This window comes from Haloferax sp. Atlit-48N (assembly GCF_003383015.2).
In the GTDB taxonomy this organism is placed as follows: domain Archaea; phylum Halobacteriota; class Halobacteria; order Halobacteriales; family Haloferacaceae; genus Haloferax; species Haloferax volcanii.
On record NZ_CP137689.1, the window covers coordinates 665,221 to 681,332 of the forward strand.

A 16,112-nucleotide genomic window follows, 5' to 3' on the forward strand; every position below is an offset into this window, starting at 1 on the left:
CGGGTAAACGGTTTCGCGACGTATCGACGAGCTGTCGAAAGCGGTCGTCAGTCGGGAGAACAGCCGCGTCGGTTACGCCTCGCCGGCGCGGTCGATCCAGCGCTGGACCCGCTTCGGTGACACGTCGATTTCGTCGCCGACCTCGTCGGCGTCGGCCGCCGCGAGGTCCGCGATGGTCTCGATGCCGATTTCCGAGAGGCGTTCGGCGTACGCCGGGCCGATGCCGCGAATCGTGTCGACGGTGGGCGCGTCGGCGTCGTCGGCCGTCTCGTCGTCGGACTCTTCGTCTTCGACCTCCGCGCCGTCGGATTCCTCGTCCTCGGTCGCGTCTTCCGCTTCGGTCCCTTCTTCGTCCGATTCCTCGGGTTCGTCTTCGTCCTCGTCCTCGTCCTCGTCCTCGTCCTCGTCGGCGTCGGCGGATTCAGACTCGTCCTCGTCTTCGAGTTCCGGTTCGCCCTCGACCTCAGGTTCGCCGTCGACTTCGACTTCGACCTCGGACTCGGACTCAGGCTCCGGTTCGACTGCTTCGTCCTCCGGTTCGGCTTCCTCGATGGCGTCGGCCGCCACCTCGGCGTCGTCGCGGGTGTCCTCGTCGTCCGCGTGGGGCTCCGCGTCGGCCTCGGGTTCGACCGCGTCGTCGGCCTCTTCGTCCGCCGTCTCGTCCGCCGATTCTGTCTCCTCGACCGACTCTTTCACCGCGGCCTCGGTTTCGGTGTCCGGCTCCTCGCGCTCGGTTCTGGTGTCGCGTTCGACCGTAACGGTCGCCGTGTCGTCACGTCCGTCCGACGAGGAGGACGACGAGTCGCCACCAACGAGGGATTTCAAGAACGACGAAATAGTGTCAAGCAAGCCCATGTTACCTTCTCCTATGCAATCCCGTTATTTAAAAACCGGCGGCCTCAGTCGCTTTCGAGGTGGTTCCGGAGCGCGGCGTTCATCGACTCGACGGGGGCGTCGCGGCCGGTCCACAGTTCGAACGCTTCGACGCCCTGCAAGAGGAGCATCCACGCGCCGTCGATGGTGACCGCGCCGGCCGCGGCCGCCTCGCGGAGGAGTCGCGTTTCAAGCGGCGTGTAGACCGCGTCGAGCACGGCGAGGTCGCCGTGGAGGTACTCCGCGGAGACGGGCGTCTCGTCGGGCGACTCCATCCCGACGCTGGTCGCGTTGACGAGGGCGTCCGCCTCCCGAATCCGGTCGAGCGTGTCCAGTCCGCCGCCGGTCGCACCGGGGACGGCCGCGGCGAGTTCGACCGCGGTTTCGGCGGTCCGGTTGGCGACGTGGACCGACGCGCCGGCGTCGGCGAGGGCGAACGCGGCGGCGCGACCCGCCCCGCCGGCACCGACGACCACGGCGTCCGTCCCGTCGAGGTCGACGCCGTGGCGCTCGAACGACCGGGTGACGCCCGCCGCGTCGGTGTTGTAGCCCGTCGGCGTCTCCCCGCCGAAATCGACCGTGTTGACCGCGCCGATGCGTTCGGCCAGCGGGTCGGGGTCGACCAGTTCGAGCACGTCCTGTTTGAACGGGATGGTGACGTTCAGCCCCGAGACGCCGAGGGCGTCCGCGCCGCCGACGGCGGCCGCGATGTCGTCGCGGGCGGGTTCGAACGTGACGTACCGCGCGTCGAGGCCGGTTTCCTCGTAGGCCGCCTCGTGCATCGGCGGCGACAGCGAGTGGCCGACCGGGTTGCCGACGAGACCGTAGACTTGCATGGGCGGGAGGTGACCTGCCGACGATATAACTCGCCCGCCCGCGTCGGATTCCGCCGGGACTCGGACCGCGCTTGCGAGACCGGTAGGCGGCCGGTTTCGCGCTCCCGTGAGAGTTCGTCGCGGGCGTACCGTGTACCGGCGCGCTTTTGGTCTCCCGTGGGTCTACTCCCGCGTATGTCGGCACTCGCAACCTTGCTTTCCTTCGATACCGCGCTCCTCGTGGCGGGTATCGTCGGGCTTTATCTCGGGGCCGAAGCGCTCGTCGAGGGCGCTTCCCGACTCGCAATCGGTCTCGGTCTCCGGGCGGCTATCGTCGGTGTGACTATCGTCGCGTTCGCGACGACGACGCCAGAACTGTTCGTCGCGGTCCTGAGCGGGTTGGGATACAGCGCCGACCTCGGACTCGGTGCCATCGTCGGCTCCAACATCGCCAACATCGGTCTCGTGCTCGGCATCTCGGCGCTCATCCAGCCGATGGGCGTCTCGACGACGACGCTCCGCCGACACGTCCCGTTTATGATCGCCGCGGCGGTCGCGCTCGTCGCGCTCGGCATGGACGGAAACCTCAGCGCCGCCGACGGGGTCGTCCTCCTGCTCATCCTCGTCGCGTTCACGGGCTATCTGCTCTACCGCGCGCGGTCCGCGAAGGCCGACGCCCTCGGCACGGACGAAATCGACATCGAAGACGAAGACGAGGTGTCCGCGCAGTTCAAGGACGTGCTCTATCTCGGTCTCGGGTTGCTCCTCCTGTTCGTCGGCTCGAACTGGCTCATTCAGGGCGGGCAGGGACTGCTCGAAGCCTTCGGGTTCGGTCCGCGATTCATCGGGCTGACCGTCCTCGCGTTCGGCACGTCGCTGCCCGAACTCGCGGCGTCGGTCATCAGCGCGGTCCGCGGCGAGTCGGAGTTCAGCATCGGCAACGTCGTCGGCTCGAACATCTACAACGTCGTCGCCGTCCTCGGCATCCTCGCCATCATGGTCCCCGTGAACGTCCCCGCGAGCACTATCTCGCTGGACTTCCCGGCGCTCCTCGCGTTCACTTTCGGGGTCATCGCGCTGATGCTCCGCAACCACAACGTGTCCCGATTCGACGGCGGCATCCTCGTCGGCGGCTATCTCGTCTTCTTCTGGCTCATCCTCCCGTAATCGGTGTCTGTCGCGGTGACATTCGTCACTCGCGCCCGTCTCGGGAGAGTTCGGGGCCACGACCTCCGCGGTCGCCAATGACCGGCGCGTCCGCGGCGACGACGGCGCGACCGAGGTCCCGGCCGCGGTCGAGGACCGACCGGCCGCCCTCGCCGCTTCCGACGCCCTTTTCGCCGCCCTCGGCGACCCTCGTACCGTGATTGGAATCGTCGTCAGCCGCGCCGACAGCGCATCGGTTCACATCGGCGAGCACCTGCTCGAACTCGCCGACTGGGACGAACGAACCGACGGGGACCGACCCGACGCCGACGGCGGCGGCACCGTCTTCGCCCGGGACGGCTTCGAACTCCGCGAGTTCGACGACCTGCACATCGACCTCGACGACCCCGCCGCGGCGTTCGACGCCGACCTCGACCTCCTCGTCGTCGTCTCCCGGCACGCCGGCGAGACCGGCCCGCTTCTGACCGCGCACTTCACCGGGAACTTCGGCCCCGCCGACTACGGCGGCGACCCCGGTCGATTCGCCCGCGCGTGCCCTAACGCCCAGCGCGCCGTCATCGAGGCGCTCCGCGACCGTGCCCCCGACGGCTACGAAGTCGGCATCGAGGCGACCCACCACGGTCCGACCGAGCCGACGGTTCCCTCGATGTTCGTCGAACTCGGCAGCGACGAGGCGCAGTGGGGCGACCCCGAGGGAGCCCGCGCGGTCGCGGCGGCCGTCCTCGACATCGAGGGCGTCGCGCCCGACGCGGACCGCCAACTCGTCGGCTTCGGCGGCGGCCACTACGCCCCGCGGTTCGAGCGCGTCCTCAACGAGACCGACTGGCGCGTCGGCCACATCGCCGCCGACTGGCAACTCAAGGCGATGGGCGCGCCCGAGGACAACCGCGACGTGCTCCGCCGGGCGTTCGAGGCGTCGGCGGCCGACCTCGCGCTGGTCGACGGCGACCGCGACGACCTCGCGGCCGCCCTCGAAGCCGAGGGGTTCCGGGTCGTCTCCGAGACGTGGGTCCGCGAGACCGCGGGCGTCCCCCTCGACCGCGTCGCCGCCCTCGAAGCCGACGTGACGACCGTCGAGGAGGGCCTCCGCTTCGGCGCGCGCGTCGACGCCGACGACTACGAGGTCGTCTCGCTGCCCGACGGCCTGCTCGGCGAGGCGCAGGGCATCGACCTCGACGCCGCGCTCTCCGCCGTCCGCGAGACCACCGTCGCCTTCCACACGACCGAGGGCGGCACGCGCGCGGTGGGCCGCGCCGCGGTCGCGGGCGACGGCTACGACGAACTCGTGTCGCGGCTCTGCGACGTGCTGCGCGAGAAATACGACAGCGTCGTCCGCGACGACGGGGCGGTCACGGCGACCACGCGCGCCTTCGACCCCGCCGCCGCACGCGAGTTCGGCGTCCCCGAGGGGCCGGCGTTCGGCAAGCTCTCGGCCGGGCAGTCCGTCGAGGTCGACGGCGAGACCGTCGCGCCCGAGGACGTGTCGAAAGAGCGGCTCGTCGAGTTCTCGGTGTAGTCGCCATCGGGAGGCGGCCGACCGATTTCGGCCGGAGAGACGGTCTGTGCCGCGGGCTCACATGTCACGTTTCGGCACGAATCGACGGCGCGTCGGACAGATGTCTGACGCAAGGGGGAAAGATAATTAGTCGTCCTCCGTAAACCGTCTCCATAAATATGGACTCTATCGTCGGCGACGCAATTGACGAGGCCGAGGCCGAGGACATGGGGGATGAGTCGGCTCAGGTCGACGGCGCGGCCAACATCAACCGGTCCGGGACGATGACTGACGACGAACTGAAAGCGGTTCTCAAAGACCTCCAGACCAACATCACGGTGGTCGGGTGCGGCGGTGCCGGCGGTAACACCGTCAACCGGATGCACGAGGAGGGAATCAAGGGGGCGAAGCTCGTCGCCGCCAACACCGACGTGCAGCACCTCGTGGAAATCGGGGCCGATACGAAGATTCTCATGGGCGAGCAGAAGACCCAGGGCCGCGGCGCGGGCTCGCTCCCGCAGGTCGGTGAGGAGGCCGCCCTCGAATCCCAAGAGGAGATTTACGACGCCATTGAGGGCTCCGACATGGTGTTCGTCACCGCCGGACTCGGCGGCGGCACCGGCACCGGTTCGGCTCCCGTCGTCGCCAAGGCGGCCCGCGAGTCGGGCGCGCTCACCATCGCCATCGTCACGACGCCCTTTACGGCCGAAGGCGAGGTGCGACGGACGAACGCCGAGGCCGGTCTCGAACGGCTCCGCGACGTGTCGGACACGGTCATCGTCGTCCCGAACGACCGCCTGCTCGACGCCGTGGGCAAACTCCCCGTCCGGCAGGCGTTCAAGGTCTCCGACGAGGTGCTGATGCGCTCGGTCAAGGGCATCACCGAACTCATCACCAAGCCCGGTCTCGTCAACCTCGACTTCGCCGACGTGAAGACCGTCATGGAGCGCGGCGGCGTCGCCATGATCGGTCTCGGCGAGTCCGACTCCGAGTCCAAGGCTCAGGAGTCCGTCAAGTCCGCCCTCCGCTCGCCGCTTCTCGACGTGGACATCTCCGGCGCGAACTCCGCGCTCGTCAACGTCACCGGCGGTTCGGACATGAGCATCGAGGAGGCCGAGGGCGTCGTCGAGGAGATTTACGACCGCATCGACCCCGACGCGCGCATCATCTGGGGGACCTCCGTCGACGACGAACTCGAAGGCATGATGCGGACGATGATCGTCGTCACCGGCGTCGAGTCGCCCCAAATCTACGGCCGCAACGGCGAGGCACAGGCGCAGGCCGAAGAGCGTCTCGAAGACATCGACTACGTCGAGTAGTCGAGTCGTCCCGCACGCACCGCGCTCGCGGTCTCGACGCGCTTCCTTTTCGCTCCGCTCAGGTTCCGCACAGCGGCGTCACGCCGTCGAATCCGGCGTTTTCGCCCGCGTTCGGCTCCGAATCCCACCCGCCGGTGCATCAATAGATAGAAAAAGCCCGACGCCGTAGGCCCCAGCAACATGGACGTCAAGTACGATCTGAACAGCTACGTTCGCGTGTTGAAACTCGCGAGCACCCCGTCCTGGCAGGAGTTCTCCCAAATCTCCAAAATCGCCGGCGCGGGTATCTTCCTCGTCGGACTGCTCGGCTTCATCATCTTCGCGGTCATGAGCTTCCTCCCCGGAGGGGTCTGAGATGCCCATCTTCGCCGTGAAGACCACTGCTCGCCAGGAGCAGACGGTTGCGGACATGATCGCGACGAAGGAGTTCGAACAGATTCACGCCGTCCTCGCGCCCGACTCGCTCACGAGCTACGTGATGGTCGAGGCCGACGACGACGGCATCGTCACGCGTGTCCTCGAAGAGATTCCCCACGCTCGCGGCCTCGTCGAGAGCGGCGGCGCGGTCGGCACCTCCAGCATGGCCGAAGTCGAGCACTTCCTCTCGCCGACGCCGGACGTGGAGGGTATCGCGGAGGGCGACATCGTCGAGCTCATCGCCGGCCCGTTCAAAGGCGAGAAGGCGCGCGTCCAGCGCATCGACGAGACGAAAGACCAGGTCACCGTCGAACTGTACGAGGCGACGGTTCCGATTCCGGTCACCGTCCGCGGCGACCAGATTCGCGTCCTCGACTCCGAAGAGCGGTAAGCGTCCGCCCCGACGAAGGGTTCTTCTCTCTCAGTTTTCGGCTCGACGCAGCGCGTGACGAGCGGTGTAGCCGCGCGTCCCCGGCGACTCCCATGTCCCCCGACAGTCCCCGACGAGCGCCGTCTCGGGCGAGCAGCGTCGCGTCCCACCGCGACCGCGACCCGCCGGTCTCGCGTGGTCTTACAGCGCGCCCCGCTCGCGGAGCGTCTCGACGACGCTGTTGAGGTCCGCGTCCGCCTCGACGGCGTCTTTCACGTCCTCGCGGATGCGGACGGCCGAGGAATCGGCGTCGTACGCGCGGACGAACTCGGCGCGGGTGTGCTCGTCGAAGGCGTGGCGAATCGCGAAGTAGCCCTCGGGAACGACCGTCCCACACACCTTGCACTCGTGGCGCTCGTGGTCCACCGTCTGGTGGATGACCGCGCTTTCCACGTCTTCGAACCGACCGTCACACCCTTCGATGCCGCACTTCCACCGGGACATGTTCCCCCCGACGGCCGTGAGCCACAAAACCGTTTCTTCGACCGGCCGCCGTTCGACAAATAGCAACCACTAACTGGTGGCTGACCCGACCGTATCGTGTGAGCGCGACCACGACGACGCGGGTCGATATGCACGTGAAGATTCTCGACGAGCGGGTGGTCTCTCGCGCGAAAGCCCGCGGCATCGACGTGCTCGTCTACGCGCCGCACTTCGTCCGCCTGCCCGACGCTCGCGCCCGCGCGGCGCGATTCTCCGACGACGACCTGCTCGTCGTCCCCGCCCGCGAGGTGTTCACGGGGTCGTGGCGCGACCGCAAACACGTCCTCGCGGTCGGGCTCTCGGACCCCGTTCCCGACTTCATCACTCTCGACGGAGCCTTCGCGGAGTTCGACCGGCAGGGCGCGGCGACGCTCGTCCCCCACCCGACGTTCCTGACGGTGAGTCTCACCGCCGAGGACGTGGCCGCCCGCCGCGACGACATCGACGCCGTCGAGACGTACAACACGAAGGCCCTGCCGCGGGACAACCGCCGCGGGCGCGACATCGCCCGCGAGACGGGGCTGCCCGGCTTCGCGTCGTCGTACGCGCACCTCCGTGGCACCGTCGGTGAGGCGTGGACCGAGTTCGACCGCGACATCGACTCCGAGGCCGACCTCGTCGCCGCGCTCCGCGAGGGGGCCGAACGTCGGGTCGTCCGCCGCACCGGCGTCTCCCACGGGTTCCGCGGCGCGGCCGAGTTCGCCCACCTCGGCTACGAGAACTCGTGGGGGAAAATCGACCGACTCCTGCTCTCGGGGATGGAGCCGACACACCCGAATCACATCGCCTACGACGGCCGGTTCGACGACGTGAGCGTCTACTGATTCGCAACATATCTTCGAGCGCGCCCGACCGCGCCAGCGTTGCGGCCGCCCCGCCCTCAGACCACCGCGGTGAACGACGCCGCGGCGTCCGCGAGGGACACGTCGAGCGAAAAGAGGAAGTAGTGGACGCCCGCGAGAACGCCGAGTTCGGCGACCGTGACGACGACGGTCACCGCGTCGGCGTGTTTCGAACTGGTCGCCACGCCGGTCGGCAGGTCGTACTCCTGCGGCGACAGCGGGTAGAACAGCGCGATGCCGCGCTTCGAGCCGACCATGTCGAGGACGTAATGGGTGGCGACGCCAATCCAGACGAACTGGAGGTTGTCGAAGACGAGCGGGAACGCGAGGAATATCACCAGCACCGGGAGGTTGTGGAGCGTCTTGCGGTGCTTGCCGAAGGCGGTGTCCACGTCGGGAAACAGCGCGCCGAGGACGACCGGAAGCGACAGTTGGCCGATTTTCTGAGCGAGGAGGAACGCCGAATCCATCGTCGGTTCGAACGACCGCGGGTCCACGGTGAGGATGACGCCGAGCCCGAGCGCCAACAGGATGGCGTTGAGCACGTGTCCCTTCTTGTTCATGGATGCAGACTGGTCCGGCGGGATACAAAGCTTTCCCACGGAACCGACCGACGGCGGCCGTGCGGCCGGCTCAGCCGGTCGTGACGGACTCGGATTCGATTTCCTCGCGGAGGAGCGCCAGCGCCCCGCGCGCAATCCGTTCTTTCACCTGCGTCCGCGACCCGTCGTACTCGAAGCGCTCGACGCGGGCGTAGGAGTCGCCGGACCCCCACGGCGCGGCGAAGGCGACGCCGACGAAGACGGTGCCGACCGGCTTGCCGGGGAGGCCGCCCTCCGGCCCGGCGATGCCCGTCGTCGCCAGCCCCCACGTCGCGTCGGCCACGTCGCGGACGCCGGCGGCCATCTCGCGGGCGACGGCCTCGGAGACGGCCCCGTGTTCGTCCAGCGACTCCCGCGAGACCGCCAGTTCGTGGCGCTTGGCGTCGTAGGAGTAGGTGACGAGCGAGCGGTCGAAGTAGTCGCTGGAGCCGGGCACGTCGGTCAGGAGCGACCCGATGAGGCCGCCGGTACAGGACTCCGCGACGGCGACGGTGTGGCCCGCCTCGCGGAGGGCGTCGCCGGCGCGGACCTCCTCGGGCGGGTCGGATGCGAACTCGCGCATACGACCGACCACGGGCGGTCGGGACAAAAGCGGACGGGGAGGCCATCTGCGGGGGTAGTGCCGCGGTCGGGACCGGCGCGACCGGGCAAAAGTCCTCCGGCGGTTCCGAGACCGAGAAGTACACAAAGCCCCGCGGTGTCGGGTCCGACATGGACATCGACGTTGAGCCGACGGAGCGACCCGACGCCGACGAAGACGACGACGCCGGCGACGACGGGCCGGCCGAAATCGAGGTGGAAGTCACCGACCCAGACGAGGTCGCCTCGACCGACACCGAGGGCCTCCCCGATGGTATCGACGCGCCCGACTACGTCCTCTACGGCGGCAAGGGCGGCGTCGGAAAGACCACGATGGCCGCGGCGACGGCGCTCGCCAGCGCGGCCGACGGCACCGCGACGCTCGTCGTCTCCACGGACCCCGCGCACTCTCTGTCCGACACGCTCGGCGTGCCGGTCCCGGACAAGCCGAGTCGCATCCGCGAGGAGATTCCCCTCTACGCGGCCGAAATCGACCCCGACGCGGTCATGGAAGGGCCGTTCGCCGGCGGCGACGGCGCGGACGAGGGCTTCGACGACGAGACCGACTACGACACCGGCGAGTACGACGACGACAACCCCTTCGCCGGCGGCGGCTCGGGTGACGCTGACTCCCCGTTCGGCGGGATGGGCGGCGGCATGGGCGGTCTCGAAGACCTCCTCGGCGGCGACGGGCCGATGGGGATGGGCGGACCGATGCCCGGCGCGGACGAGGCCGCGGCGATGCAGCAGCTTCTCGAATACATGGACGACCCGCGGTTCGACCGCGTCGTCGTCGACACCGCGCCCACGGGCCACACGCTCCGATTGCTCGAACTCCCCGAACTGATGGACTCCATGCTCGGCCGCATCGCCCGCATGCGCCAGCGCTTTTCCGGCATGATGGACAACCTCAAGGGGATGTTCGGCGGCGGTCCCGACGACCCGCAAGCGAGGATGGCGGACCTCGACGACCTCCGCGAGCGCATCGAGCGCCTGCGCGCGGTCCTCCGGGACCCGACGCGGACCGACTTCCGCGTCGTCATGATTCCCGAGGAGATGAGCGTCGTGGAGTCCAAGCGACTCGTCTCGCGGCTCGACGAGTTCGACATCCCCGTCCAGACGCTCGTCGTCAACCGCGTCATGGAGTCCGTCGAGGACGTGGCAAACGTTGACCCCGAGTGGATAGAGTCGCCGGACTTGGAGAACTGCGGCTTCTGTCAGCGTCGGTGGCAGGTCCAGCAGGACGCGCTGCGCTCGGCGACGAACCTCTTCCGCGGCCGCGACGTGAAGCGGGTGCCGCTGCTCGCGGAACAGGTACAGGGCGAAGACGCCCTTCGGGTCGTCGCGACCTGTCTCGACTGACGCCGAGACGAAACAAAACGAAACGAGACGAACGATTTCGAAGGCCGACCGCGACGGCGCGTTTCAGGGCAGTTTACGAGCGAAACCGTAGAGCGCGTCGCGCCACGCGTCGGGGAGGAAGCGCGCGAGGACGCCGACGCGGGCGACCGTGCCGGGCTGGTAGCGCGCCCGCGGCTTGGTCGAACTCGCGGCGTTGACGATATCCTCCGCGACCCGTTCGGGTGGAATCGCGCCGGGGCCGCTACCGCCGAGCGCCTGCGAGTCGTCGAACAGTTTGTAGAGTTTCTCGTACGCGCCCGAGCGGTCGAGGCCGTCGGCCTCGTCGCCGTTTCCGTTGACCTCGGCTTCGACGCGATTCGAGAACTGCGTCTCGACCGGGCCGGGTTCGATGAGGACGGCGTCGATGCCGTACTCCTCGACTTCGGTTCGGAGCGCGTCGGTCATCGCTTCGAGGGCGAACTTCGAGCCGGCGTAGACGCCGGTGCCGGGGAAGGCGACGCGGCCGACGACGCTGGAGACGTTGACGATGGTGCCGTCGCCCTGCGAGCGCATGTGGGGCAACACGGCGCGGACGAGTCGGTGCGGGCCGTAGACGTTCACGTCGAACTGGTCGTGGACCTTCTCGGTCGGCACGTCCTCGACGGGGCCCATCTGGCCGTAGCCGGCGTTGTTGACGAGGCAGTCGATGCGGCCCTGCTCGTCGACGATGCGGTCGACGACGCGGTCGACGTCCCCCTGGTCGGTCACGTCGAGCGTCGCGATGTTCGCGCCGCGTTCCCCCAGCGTCTCGATGTCGGCCGGGTTCCGGGCGGTGGCGTAGACCTCCCACTCCTCGTCGAGGAAGTCGAGCGCCGTCGCGCGCCCGATTCCCGAGGAGCATCCGGTGATGAGGACCGTCTTTTGATGCACGTCGGTAGGTCGAACCGCGCGCTGTTAAGTGTACGCGGTTCGCCACGATTGGGGTTGTCGCCCGCCGCGACACCTCCCGGAATCGTCTCAGTCTTCGTACTGGGCCTTCGCCTCGTCGGCGTACGCGTCGGCCAGTCGGGTCGGCTCGGGGAGCTTGTACGACCCCGACAGCTGGGAAACGAGGTCGACTGTCGTCGCCGCGGAGAGGCGGTGGCCGGGGCTGACGTACAGCGGGTTCACGACGGGCCGCGAGTCGTACTGCCGCGACTGGAAGGCGTAGCCGATGGTCGTCTCCGAGCCGGCGGGGTGGCCGCCGACGGCGTCGACCGAGTCGTCGGCGCGAATCGGCGTTCGCCAGCCCTCCGGCCGACCGTCCACGTCCTCGTCCGGCGTCCCGCAGAGGAGGGACTTGGCGACGCCGATGCTCGGCGCGTCGCAGACGACGCCGAGGTGGGTGGCGAGCCCGGCCTGCCGGAAGTGGATGCGCCCGGAGCCGTCGAAGACGAGCAGGTCGGGGTCGCAGTCGAGTTCGGCGAGCGCGTCGAGGATGGGGTCGCCCTCGCGGAACGAGAGCAGGCCGGGGATGTACGGCAACTCGAGGTCGGAGACGGCGTGGGCGCGCTCGACAACCTCGCCGCCGCGGAGGACGACGACGGCGCTCAGCGCGCGGTCGTCCAGAAACGACTGGTCGATACCGGCGACGAGCGGCGGCGAGTCGGCGGCGGCGTCGGCGTCGGCGTCAAGCGCCGTCGCCTCCGCGAGCGTCTGGTGCTCCGTCTCGGGGGACGCGAGCGAGACGGCCGCCGGGTCGAACGGGAGGTCGTCCGCGAAGACGGCCGTCTCGGCGACGCGGCGCTGGAGCGACTCCATCTCGTCGCGCGAGAGGCCGGGGCGGGGCGCGAGGTCGGGACGGGCCGGCCGCATCTCAGAACCGACCGCGGCCGGGGCCGCCGGGACCGCCGGGACCGCCGGGGCCGCGCCCGCCGAGCGACATCTGCGAGGGGACGCTCCGGCGACCCTTCACGCGCTGGCCGTAGGCGAGGCCGATGACGAGCCCGATGAGGTGCGCGAAGTGGGCGATGCCGTCGGCGCTCTGGCTGACGAAGAAGAACACCGAGATGCCGGCGAACCCGAGCGTGAACAGCCACAGCGGCACGGGGATGATGAAGTACAGGTAGATACGGAGCCCCGGATTGAGCACCGTCAAGACGCCGAGGACGGCCATGATGGCTCCGCTCGCGCCGACGACGGCGCTCAGGCTCCCCGGCGACAGGAGCATCGACGAGCCGACCTGCGCGAGTCCGGCGAGCATCCCGCTGACGAGGAACAGCGCCGCGAACTTCCGCGAGCCGACGTAGCGCTCCACCAGCGGGCCGAAGAAGAACAGCACGATGGAGTTGCCGACGATGTGGTAGAAGCCGCCGTGGGCGAATATCGAGGTGACCCACGTCCAGACGTACTCGGGGTGGATGCTCGTGAGGTAAAAGGCGCTAATCGAGAGGTCGGACAGTCCGAGGAACTGCTCTAAGACGAGCTGTGAGAAGAACGTGAGCCACATCAGCGCGAGGAACAGGTAGGTGACGTTCCCGCGGAAGTAGCCGAACACGCCGCCAGCGCCCGTGAGCGAACTCAAGAGGCCGCCGCCGCGGCCGCCCTCATTGTTCACGGAATCGTCGAAAGAGCTATCGAAGACGCCGGCGGGGTCGTCCCAGTCGGAGAGCCCCGTGCAGTCGTGGTTCTCGGGGAGGCGGTGTTCGGAACAGAACGTCCCGCCACACCGCGAGCAGCGGTACGGCAGACTCTCGTCTTTGCCGCACACGTCGCAGATAGGCATTACCAACGCCTTACGGCGGCGAGATAAAAAGGGGTTCCCTCATAGATGGGGCGTGTTGACGCACCTCTTGGTTAGGAGACGAATTCGAACCGCAGACGCCCCAGGCGGCCGGAATAGCCGGTTTCCAGGATGACTGTTGTCTCTCGTCGGCGCGGGCGACGCTGTCGCTCTCGGCAGTCGTCGCGCGAGAAATGCGAGATTACGCGTCTTCGTCGGACGCTTCGTCGGCGTCTTCGGCCGCCTCGTCGGCGGGCGTGAAGTTCGTGGGAACGACGGTCGGGTGCTGAAGCCCGAGGCGGGGTTGCTTGGCTGCCATACTCGTCCCAACGTAGCCGACACAGGGACTAAAGATTACCCATGCGCATAATTCATCGGTCGGTGCGCCGGCCATAACTGTCGGGTATCTGTGGCGACGACGGCGGTCGGTCTCCTGCCCGGACGGTTCTCGGGGGCCGCGGACGGGCGCGGCGGCTCTCGGTCGAAGGCGGCGTCGAAAAAAGCGCGTGGTTGAAGTCGCTTACGCGAAGTTCTCTTCGTAGAGGTCCATCGCGTGTTCGATGGCGTCCTTGGCGGCCTGTTTGTCCTCCCAGCCCAGCGTCTCGACTTCCTTACCGGCTTCGAGGTTCTTGTAGGTCGCGAAGAACTCGTCAATCTCGTCGAGCGTCTGCTGCGGGATGTCGTCGAGGTCCTCGATGTGGTCGTAGCGGGGGTCCTCGACGGGGACGGCGATGACCTTGTCGTCCTGCTCGCCGTCGTCGTCCATCTTCATGAGCGCGACCGGGCGCGCCTCGATGACGCAGCCGGGGAACGTCTGGTCCTCGACGAGGACGAGCACGTCGAAGGGGTCCTCGTCGTCGTAGTACGTCTGCGGGATGAAGCCGTAGTCCGACGGGTAGTGGACGTTGGAGTGGAGCACGCGGTCGAGGACGACGCCGGGGATGTCCTTGTCGTACTCGTACTTGTTGCGCTCGCCTTTGAGGCACTCGACGACTGCGTAGATTTCGTCCGGCGCGTTCGGGCCGGTCTCCATATCTTCCCAGAGGTTCACCATACCGAATCCATCCTCGATACGGGCAAAAGTCCTTTCGGGATTAGTCTCGTATCGCCGTCGTCCGGATTTCGTCGGCGGCTTTGAACCCCTCTATATGTAGAGGTATTATCGACAGAACCCCGCGACGTTACCGCTATGCGTGTGAGATATTCCCCGGGTATGACCGCTCGACTCCCGCGCGCTGTCTCTCGGTTCTCACCCGTGGCTCGTCTGTGTGCAATACTCGCCACTCGTGTCCGCTCCGCCCCGATTTCTTCGTATAATGGTACCTCGATTGGTAGTGAAACAGACTGCGCGTTGACAAAGTTTAAATAGGCCGATGACATTTCCATATGCATGTCAGAGGCACAAACAATTGGCAACGAATCCGGTGCGGCTCGGGACCTCACCGCGTTCCAACAGAACATCCTCGTCATTCTCGCCGAGGAGCCGATGTACGGTCTGGCTATCAAGCGTCACCTCGAATCGTACTACGACACCGAGGTCAACCACGGGCGTCTGTACCCCAACCTCGACGACCTCGTCGAGATGGGTCTCGTCGAGAAAAGCGAACTCGACAAGCGGACGAACCAGTACGAACTGACCGACGACGGCCTCCAGGCGGTCCTCGACCGCTTCGACTGGATGCTCGCGAAGTTCGTCACCGACGACGAGCGCGCCGAGATGGTCTCGGAACTCGTCGAAAACAAGCTGTAATCGGCTGCGTCCACCGCACGAACCGCGGGGTTCGCTCAGTTGTATTCGGGCACTTCGGCGTCTGCGGCGTCGAAGAGCAACTCGAGCGACTCCGGTAACAACGACCGCTGTTCAGCGGTCGGCCACGCGTTGCGTGGATAATATTCTTCGACGAACTCGCGCACCTCTGGAGCGCCGGCTGTCTCGATTCGCCGGACGTAGTGGTTGCCGAGGAAGTCCGCGAACGCCCGGGCGTTCGCCGCGTGGGCCGCGCCGTGTTCCTCGGCGACGGCCGCGACGCACGCCGCGTTGTGTTCTTCGACCGCGCTCCACTCGTGGTCCTCGCCGGTCCCCGACAGCGGGCGTTCGATTCCGCGGTCAACGTCGTCTATCTCCGCCGGGTCGACGATTCCGTCGTCGTCGACCCACTCGTCGGGGTGGAGCACCAACACGTCGTCTTCCTCGCGGTGTCGCGCGCGGAACTCGTACTCGCCCACGACGTCGTCGCGGGCGGACCGATACGCCGCGGCCTCGTCGGGGTCGACGGCGTCGCGGGCCAGTCGCGTCAGCCGCTCGGCTTCGGAAACCACGTCTTCGGGGAGTTCTGACTCAGGCATCGTCGAGGGCCTCGTTGGCTAGGGAGTCGGCGCGGTCGTTTATCTCTCGCGGTACGTGCTCCAGCGACCAGCGGTCGAACGCCGACAGCAGCTCTCGGGCCTTCACGCGGCGCTCTTTGAGCCCGGGGTCGTTCGTGTTCCACTCGCCGCGGACCTGCTTGACGATTAACTGCGAGTCTCCGCGCACGTCCACCTCGTCGTAGCCGTACTCTTCTGCGACCGATAGCGCCTCCACGAGCGCCTCGTACTCCGCGCGGTTGTTGGTGGTCTCGCCGATTCGCTTCGAACCCTCGGCGACGATGCCGTCGCTCGTTACGATGGCCCAGCCGATGGCGGCGGGTCCGGGGTTCCCCCGGCTCGCGCCGTCGAAGTAGACGTGCGCGCGACCGCCTTTCGGCCGGATGAGCGCGAGCAGGTCGGTGGGCCGCGACCCCTGTACGACGACTTTCCCGTCGTAGGCGACCGCGCTGGCGTCGCCGCGCTCGGCGCGCCAGCGCTCGTGGTCGGTGTTTCCGGGCGAGACGGACACGCCCGCGGCTTCGAGTCGTCGTCGGGCTTCGTCGGGGTCGCACTCGACGGTCGGCATACCGTCACCTCGCCGGGGACTCGGTAAAGGCGCTCCGTTCGTCGTTGCGGCCGCGG

The 16,112-nt window shown here is 67.9% G+C and carries 19 protein-coding genes; 8 read left to right on the forward strand and 11 right to left on the reverse strand.

Annotated features, from left to right (window positions below; translation table 11 throughout):
* Positions 1-72: 72 nt before the first annotated feature.
* Positions 73-855: a helix-hairpin-helix domain-containing protein gene (locus DEQ67_RS03690; RefSeq protein ID WP_115891352.1), complete on the reverse strand. Its 783-nt coding sequence runs from the start codon at positions 853-855 to the stop codon at positions 73-75.
* Between the two features lie 44 nt (positions 856-899).
* On the reverse strand, positions 900-1,709 hold the full coding sequence (locus DEQ67_RS03695) for a shikimate dehydrogenase (protein WP_115802256.1): 810 nt from the start codon (positions 1,707-1,709) through the stop codon (positions 900-902).
* 174 nt (positions 1,710-1,883) lie between these two features.
* Between DEQ67_RS03695 and DEQ67_RS03700 the strand changes: the two genes are divergently transcribed.
* The 5 genes from DEQ67_RS03700 to DEQ67_RS03720 all read left to right on the forward strand — a co-directional run bounded on the left by DEQ67_RS03700 (position 1,884) and on the right by DEQ67_RS03720 (position 6,477).
* Positions 1,884-2,855: a calcium/sodium antiporter gene (locus DEQ67_RS03700; RefSeq protein WP_004064932.1), complete on the forward strand. Its 972-nt coding sequence runs from the start codon at positions 1,884-1,886 to the stop codon at positions 2,853-2,855.
* Between the two features lie 196 nt (positions 2,856-3,051).
* Positions 3,052-4,371 (forward strand): D-aminoacyl-tRNA deacylase, encoded by a 1,320-nt coding sequence (locus DEQ67_RS03705; protein WP_006600608.1) that lies wholly within the window; start codon positions 3,052-3,054, stop codon positions 4,369-4,371.
* 158 nt (positions 4,372-4,529) lie between these two features.
* Complete coding sequence (ftsZ, locus tag DEQ67_RS03710) at positions 4,530-5,669, forward strand: cell division protein FtsZ (RefSeq protein WP_004064924.1); 1,140 nt, start codon at positions 4,530-4,532, stop codon at positions 5,667-5,669.
* Positions 5,670-5,849: 180 nt separating this feature from the next.
* Positions 5,850-6,023, forward strand: coding sequence for a protein translocase SEC61 complex subunit gamma (locus DEQ67_RS03715; protein WP_004044219.1), 174 nt, complete (start codon positions 5,850-5,852; stop codon positions 6,021-6,023).
* Between the two features lies 1 nt (position 6,024).
* Entirely contained in the window at positions 6,025-6,477 is a 453-nt protein-coding gene (locus tag DEQ67_RS03720; protein ID WP_004044218.1) for a transcription elongation factor Spt5, read from the forward strand.
* 180 nt (positions 6,478-6,657) lie between these two features.
* Here the strand turns inward: DEQ67_RS03720 and DEQ67_RS03725 are convergent, their stop codons facing one another.
* Positions 6,658-6,960, reverse strand: coding sequence for a DUF7565 family protein (locus tag DEQ67_RS03725; RefSeq protein ID WP_004044217.1), 303 nt, complete (start codon positions 6,958-6,960; stop codon positions 6,658-6,660).
* A gap of 98 nt (positions 6,961-7,058) precedes the next feature.
* On the opposite strand from DEQ67_RS03725, the gene DEQ67_RS03730 reads away from it, so the two are divergent.
* Entirely contained in the window at positions 7,059-7,823 is a 765-nt protein-coding gene (locus tag DEQ67_RS03730; protein WP_188148151.1) for a PHP-associated domain-containing protein, read from the forward strand.
* 56 nt (positions 7,824-7,879) lie between these two features.
* Here the strand turns inward: DEQ67_RS03730 and DEQ67_RS03735 are convergent, their stop codons facing one another.
* Together DEQ67_RS03735 and DEQ67_RS03740 are read right to left on the reverse strand one after the other, a co-directional pair.
* Complete coding sequence (locus DEQ67_RS03735; protein WP_004064917.1) at positions 7,880-8,404, reverse strand: metal-dependent hydrolase; 525 nt, start codon at positions 8,402-8,404, stop codon at positions 7,880-7,882.
* 70 nt (positions 8,405-8,474) lie between these two features.
* Positions 8,475-9,005 (reverse strand): CinA family protein, encoded by a 531-nt coding sequence (locus tag DEQ67_RS03740; RefSeq protein ID WP_004044214.1) that lies wholly within the window; start codon positions 9,003-9,005, stop codon positions 8,475-8,477.
* Positions 9,006-9,154: 149 nt separating this feature from the next.
* Between DEQ67_RS03740 and DEQ67_RS03745 the strand changes: the two genes are divergently transcribed.
* Positions 9,155-10,384, forward strand: coding sequence for an ArsA family ATPase (locus DEQ67_RS03745; protein WP_115860303.1), 1,230 nt, complete (start codon positions 9,155-9,157; stop codon positions 10,382-10,384).
* A gap of 63 nt (positions 10,385-10,447) precedes the next feature.
* Here the strand turns inward: DEQ67_RS03745 and DEQ67_RS03750 are convergent, their stop codons facing one another.
* The 4 genes from DEQ67_RS03750 to DEQ67_RS03765 form a co-directional block, all read right to left on the reverse strand.
* Positions 10,448-11,293 carry an SDR family oxidoreductase gene (locus DEQ67_RS03750; RefSeq protein WP_004064910.1) on the reverse strand — a complete coding sequence of 282 codons (846 nt, stop codon included), beginning with the start codon at positions 11,291-11,293 and terminating at the stop codon, positions 10,448-10,450.
* 87 nt (positions 11,294-11,380) lie between these two features.
* Complete coding sequence (locus tag DEQ67_RS03755; RefSeq protein ID WP_115891351.1) at positions 11,381-12,217, reverse strand: endonuclease V; 837 nt, start codon at positions 12,215-12,217, stop codon at positions 11,381-11,383.
* Position 12,218: 1 nt separating this feature from the next.
* Positions 12,219-13,127 (reverse strand): rhomboid family intramembrane serine protease, encoded by a 909-nt coding sequence (locus DEQ67_RS03760; protein WP_115891350.1) that lies wholly within the window; start codon positions 13,125-13,127, stop codon positions 12,219-12,221.
* Positions 13,128-13,644: 517 nt separating this feature from the next.
* Entirely contained in the window at positions 13,645-14,178 is a 534-nt protein-coding gene (locus DEQ67_RS03765) for an inorganic diphosphatase (protein ID WP_004044208.1), read from the reverse strand.
* 336 nt (positions 14,179-14,514) lie between these two features.
* Between DEQ67_RS03765 and DEQ67_RS03770 the strand changes: the two genes are divergently transcribed.
* Positions 14,515-14,874, forward strand: a complete 360-nt coding sequence (locus tag DEQ67_RS03770) for a PadR family transcriptional regulator (protein ID WP_004044207.1) — start codon at positions 14,515-14,517, stop codon at positions 14,872-14,874.
* 35 nt (positions 14,875-14,909) lie between these two features.
* Here the strand turns inward: DEQ67_RS03770 and DEQ67_RS03775 are convergent, their stop codons facing one another.
* Entirely contained in the window at positions 14,910-15,470 is a 561-nt protein-coding gene (locus DEQ67_RS03775) for a DUF7108 family protein (protein WP_004064905.1), read from the reverse strand.
* Positions 15,463-16,056: a ribonuclease HI gene (gene rnhA, locus DEQ67_RS03780; protein ID WP_004064903.1), complete on the reverse strand. Its 594-nt coding sequence runs from the start codon at positions 16,054-16,056 to the stop codon at positions 15,463-15,465. The genes DEQ67_RS03775 and rnhA overlap by 8 nt, the downstream gene beginning before the upstream one ends.
* Between the last annotated feature and the right edge of the window lie 56 nt (positions 16,057-16,112).

Coding starts and splice junctions, on each gene's coding strand:
- DEQ67_RS03735 (WP_004064917.1), bottom strand. CDS start 8,404: ATGAACAAGAAGGGACACGTGCTCAACGCCATCCTGTTGGCGCTCGGG.
- DEQ67_RS03770 (WP_004044207.1), top strand. CDS start 14,515: ATGTCAGAGGCACAAACAATTGGCAACGAATCCGGTGCGGCTCGGGAC.
- DEQ67_RS03775 (WP_004064905.1), bottom strand. CDS start 15,470: ATGCCTGAGTCAGAACTCCCCGAAGACGTGGTTTCCGAAGCCGAGCGG.
- DEQ67_RS03725 (WP_004044217.1), bottom strand. CDS start 6,960: ATGTCCCGGTGGAAGTGCGGCATCGAAGGGTGTGACGGTCGGTTCGAA.
- DEQ67_RS03715 (WP_004044219.1), top strand. CDS start 5,850: ATGGACGTCAAGTACGATCTGAACAGCTACGTTCGCGTGTTGAAACTC.
- DEQ67_RS03695 (WP_115802256.1), bottom strand. CDS start 1,709: ATGCAAGTCTACGGTCTCGTCGGCAACCCGGTCGGCCACTCGCTGTCG.
- DEQ67_RS03760 (WP_115891350.1), bottom strand. CDS start 13,127: ATGCCTATCTGCGACGTGTGCGGCAAAGACGAGAGTCTGCCGTACCGC.
- DEQ67_RS03720 (WP_004044218.1), top strand. CDS start 6,025: ATGCCCATCTTCGCCGTGAAGACCACTGCTCGCCAGGAGCAGACGGTT.
- DEQ67_RS03765 (WP_004044208.1), bottom strand. CDS start 14,178: ATGGTGAACCTCTGGGAAGATATGGAGACCGGCCCGAACGCGCCGGAC.
- DEQ67_RS03755 (WP_115891351.1), bottom strand. CDS start 12,217: ATGCGGCCGGCCCGTCCCGACCTCGCGCCCCGCCCCGGCCTCTCGCGC.
- DEQ67_RS03740 (WP_004044214.1), bottom strand. CDS start 9,005: ATGCGCGAGTTCGCATCCGACCCGCCCGAGGAGGTCCGCGCCGGCGAC.
- DEQ67_RS03745 (WP_115860303.1), top strand. CDS start 9,155: ATGGACATCGACGTTGAGCCGACGGAGCGACCCGACGCCGACGAAGAC.
- DEQ67_RS03700 (WP_004064932.1), top strand. CDS start 1,884: ATGTCGGCACTCGCAACCTTGCTTTCCTTCGATACCGCGCTCCTCGTG.
- rnhA (WP_004064903.1), bottom strand. CDS start 16,056: ATGCCGACCGTCGAGTGCGACCCCGACGAAGCCCGACGACGACTCGAA.
- ftsZ (WP_004064924.1), top strand. CDS start 4,530: ATGGACTCTATCGTCGGCGACGCAATTGACGAGGCCGAGGCCGAGGAC.
- DEQ67_RS03690 (WP_115891352.1), bottom strand. CDS start 855: ATGGGCTTGCTTGACACTATTTCGTCGTTCTTGAAATCCCTCGTTGGT.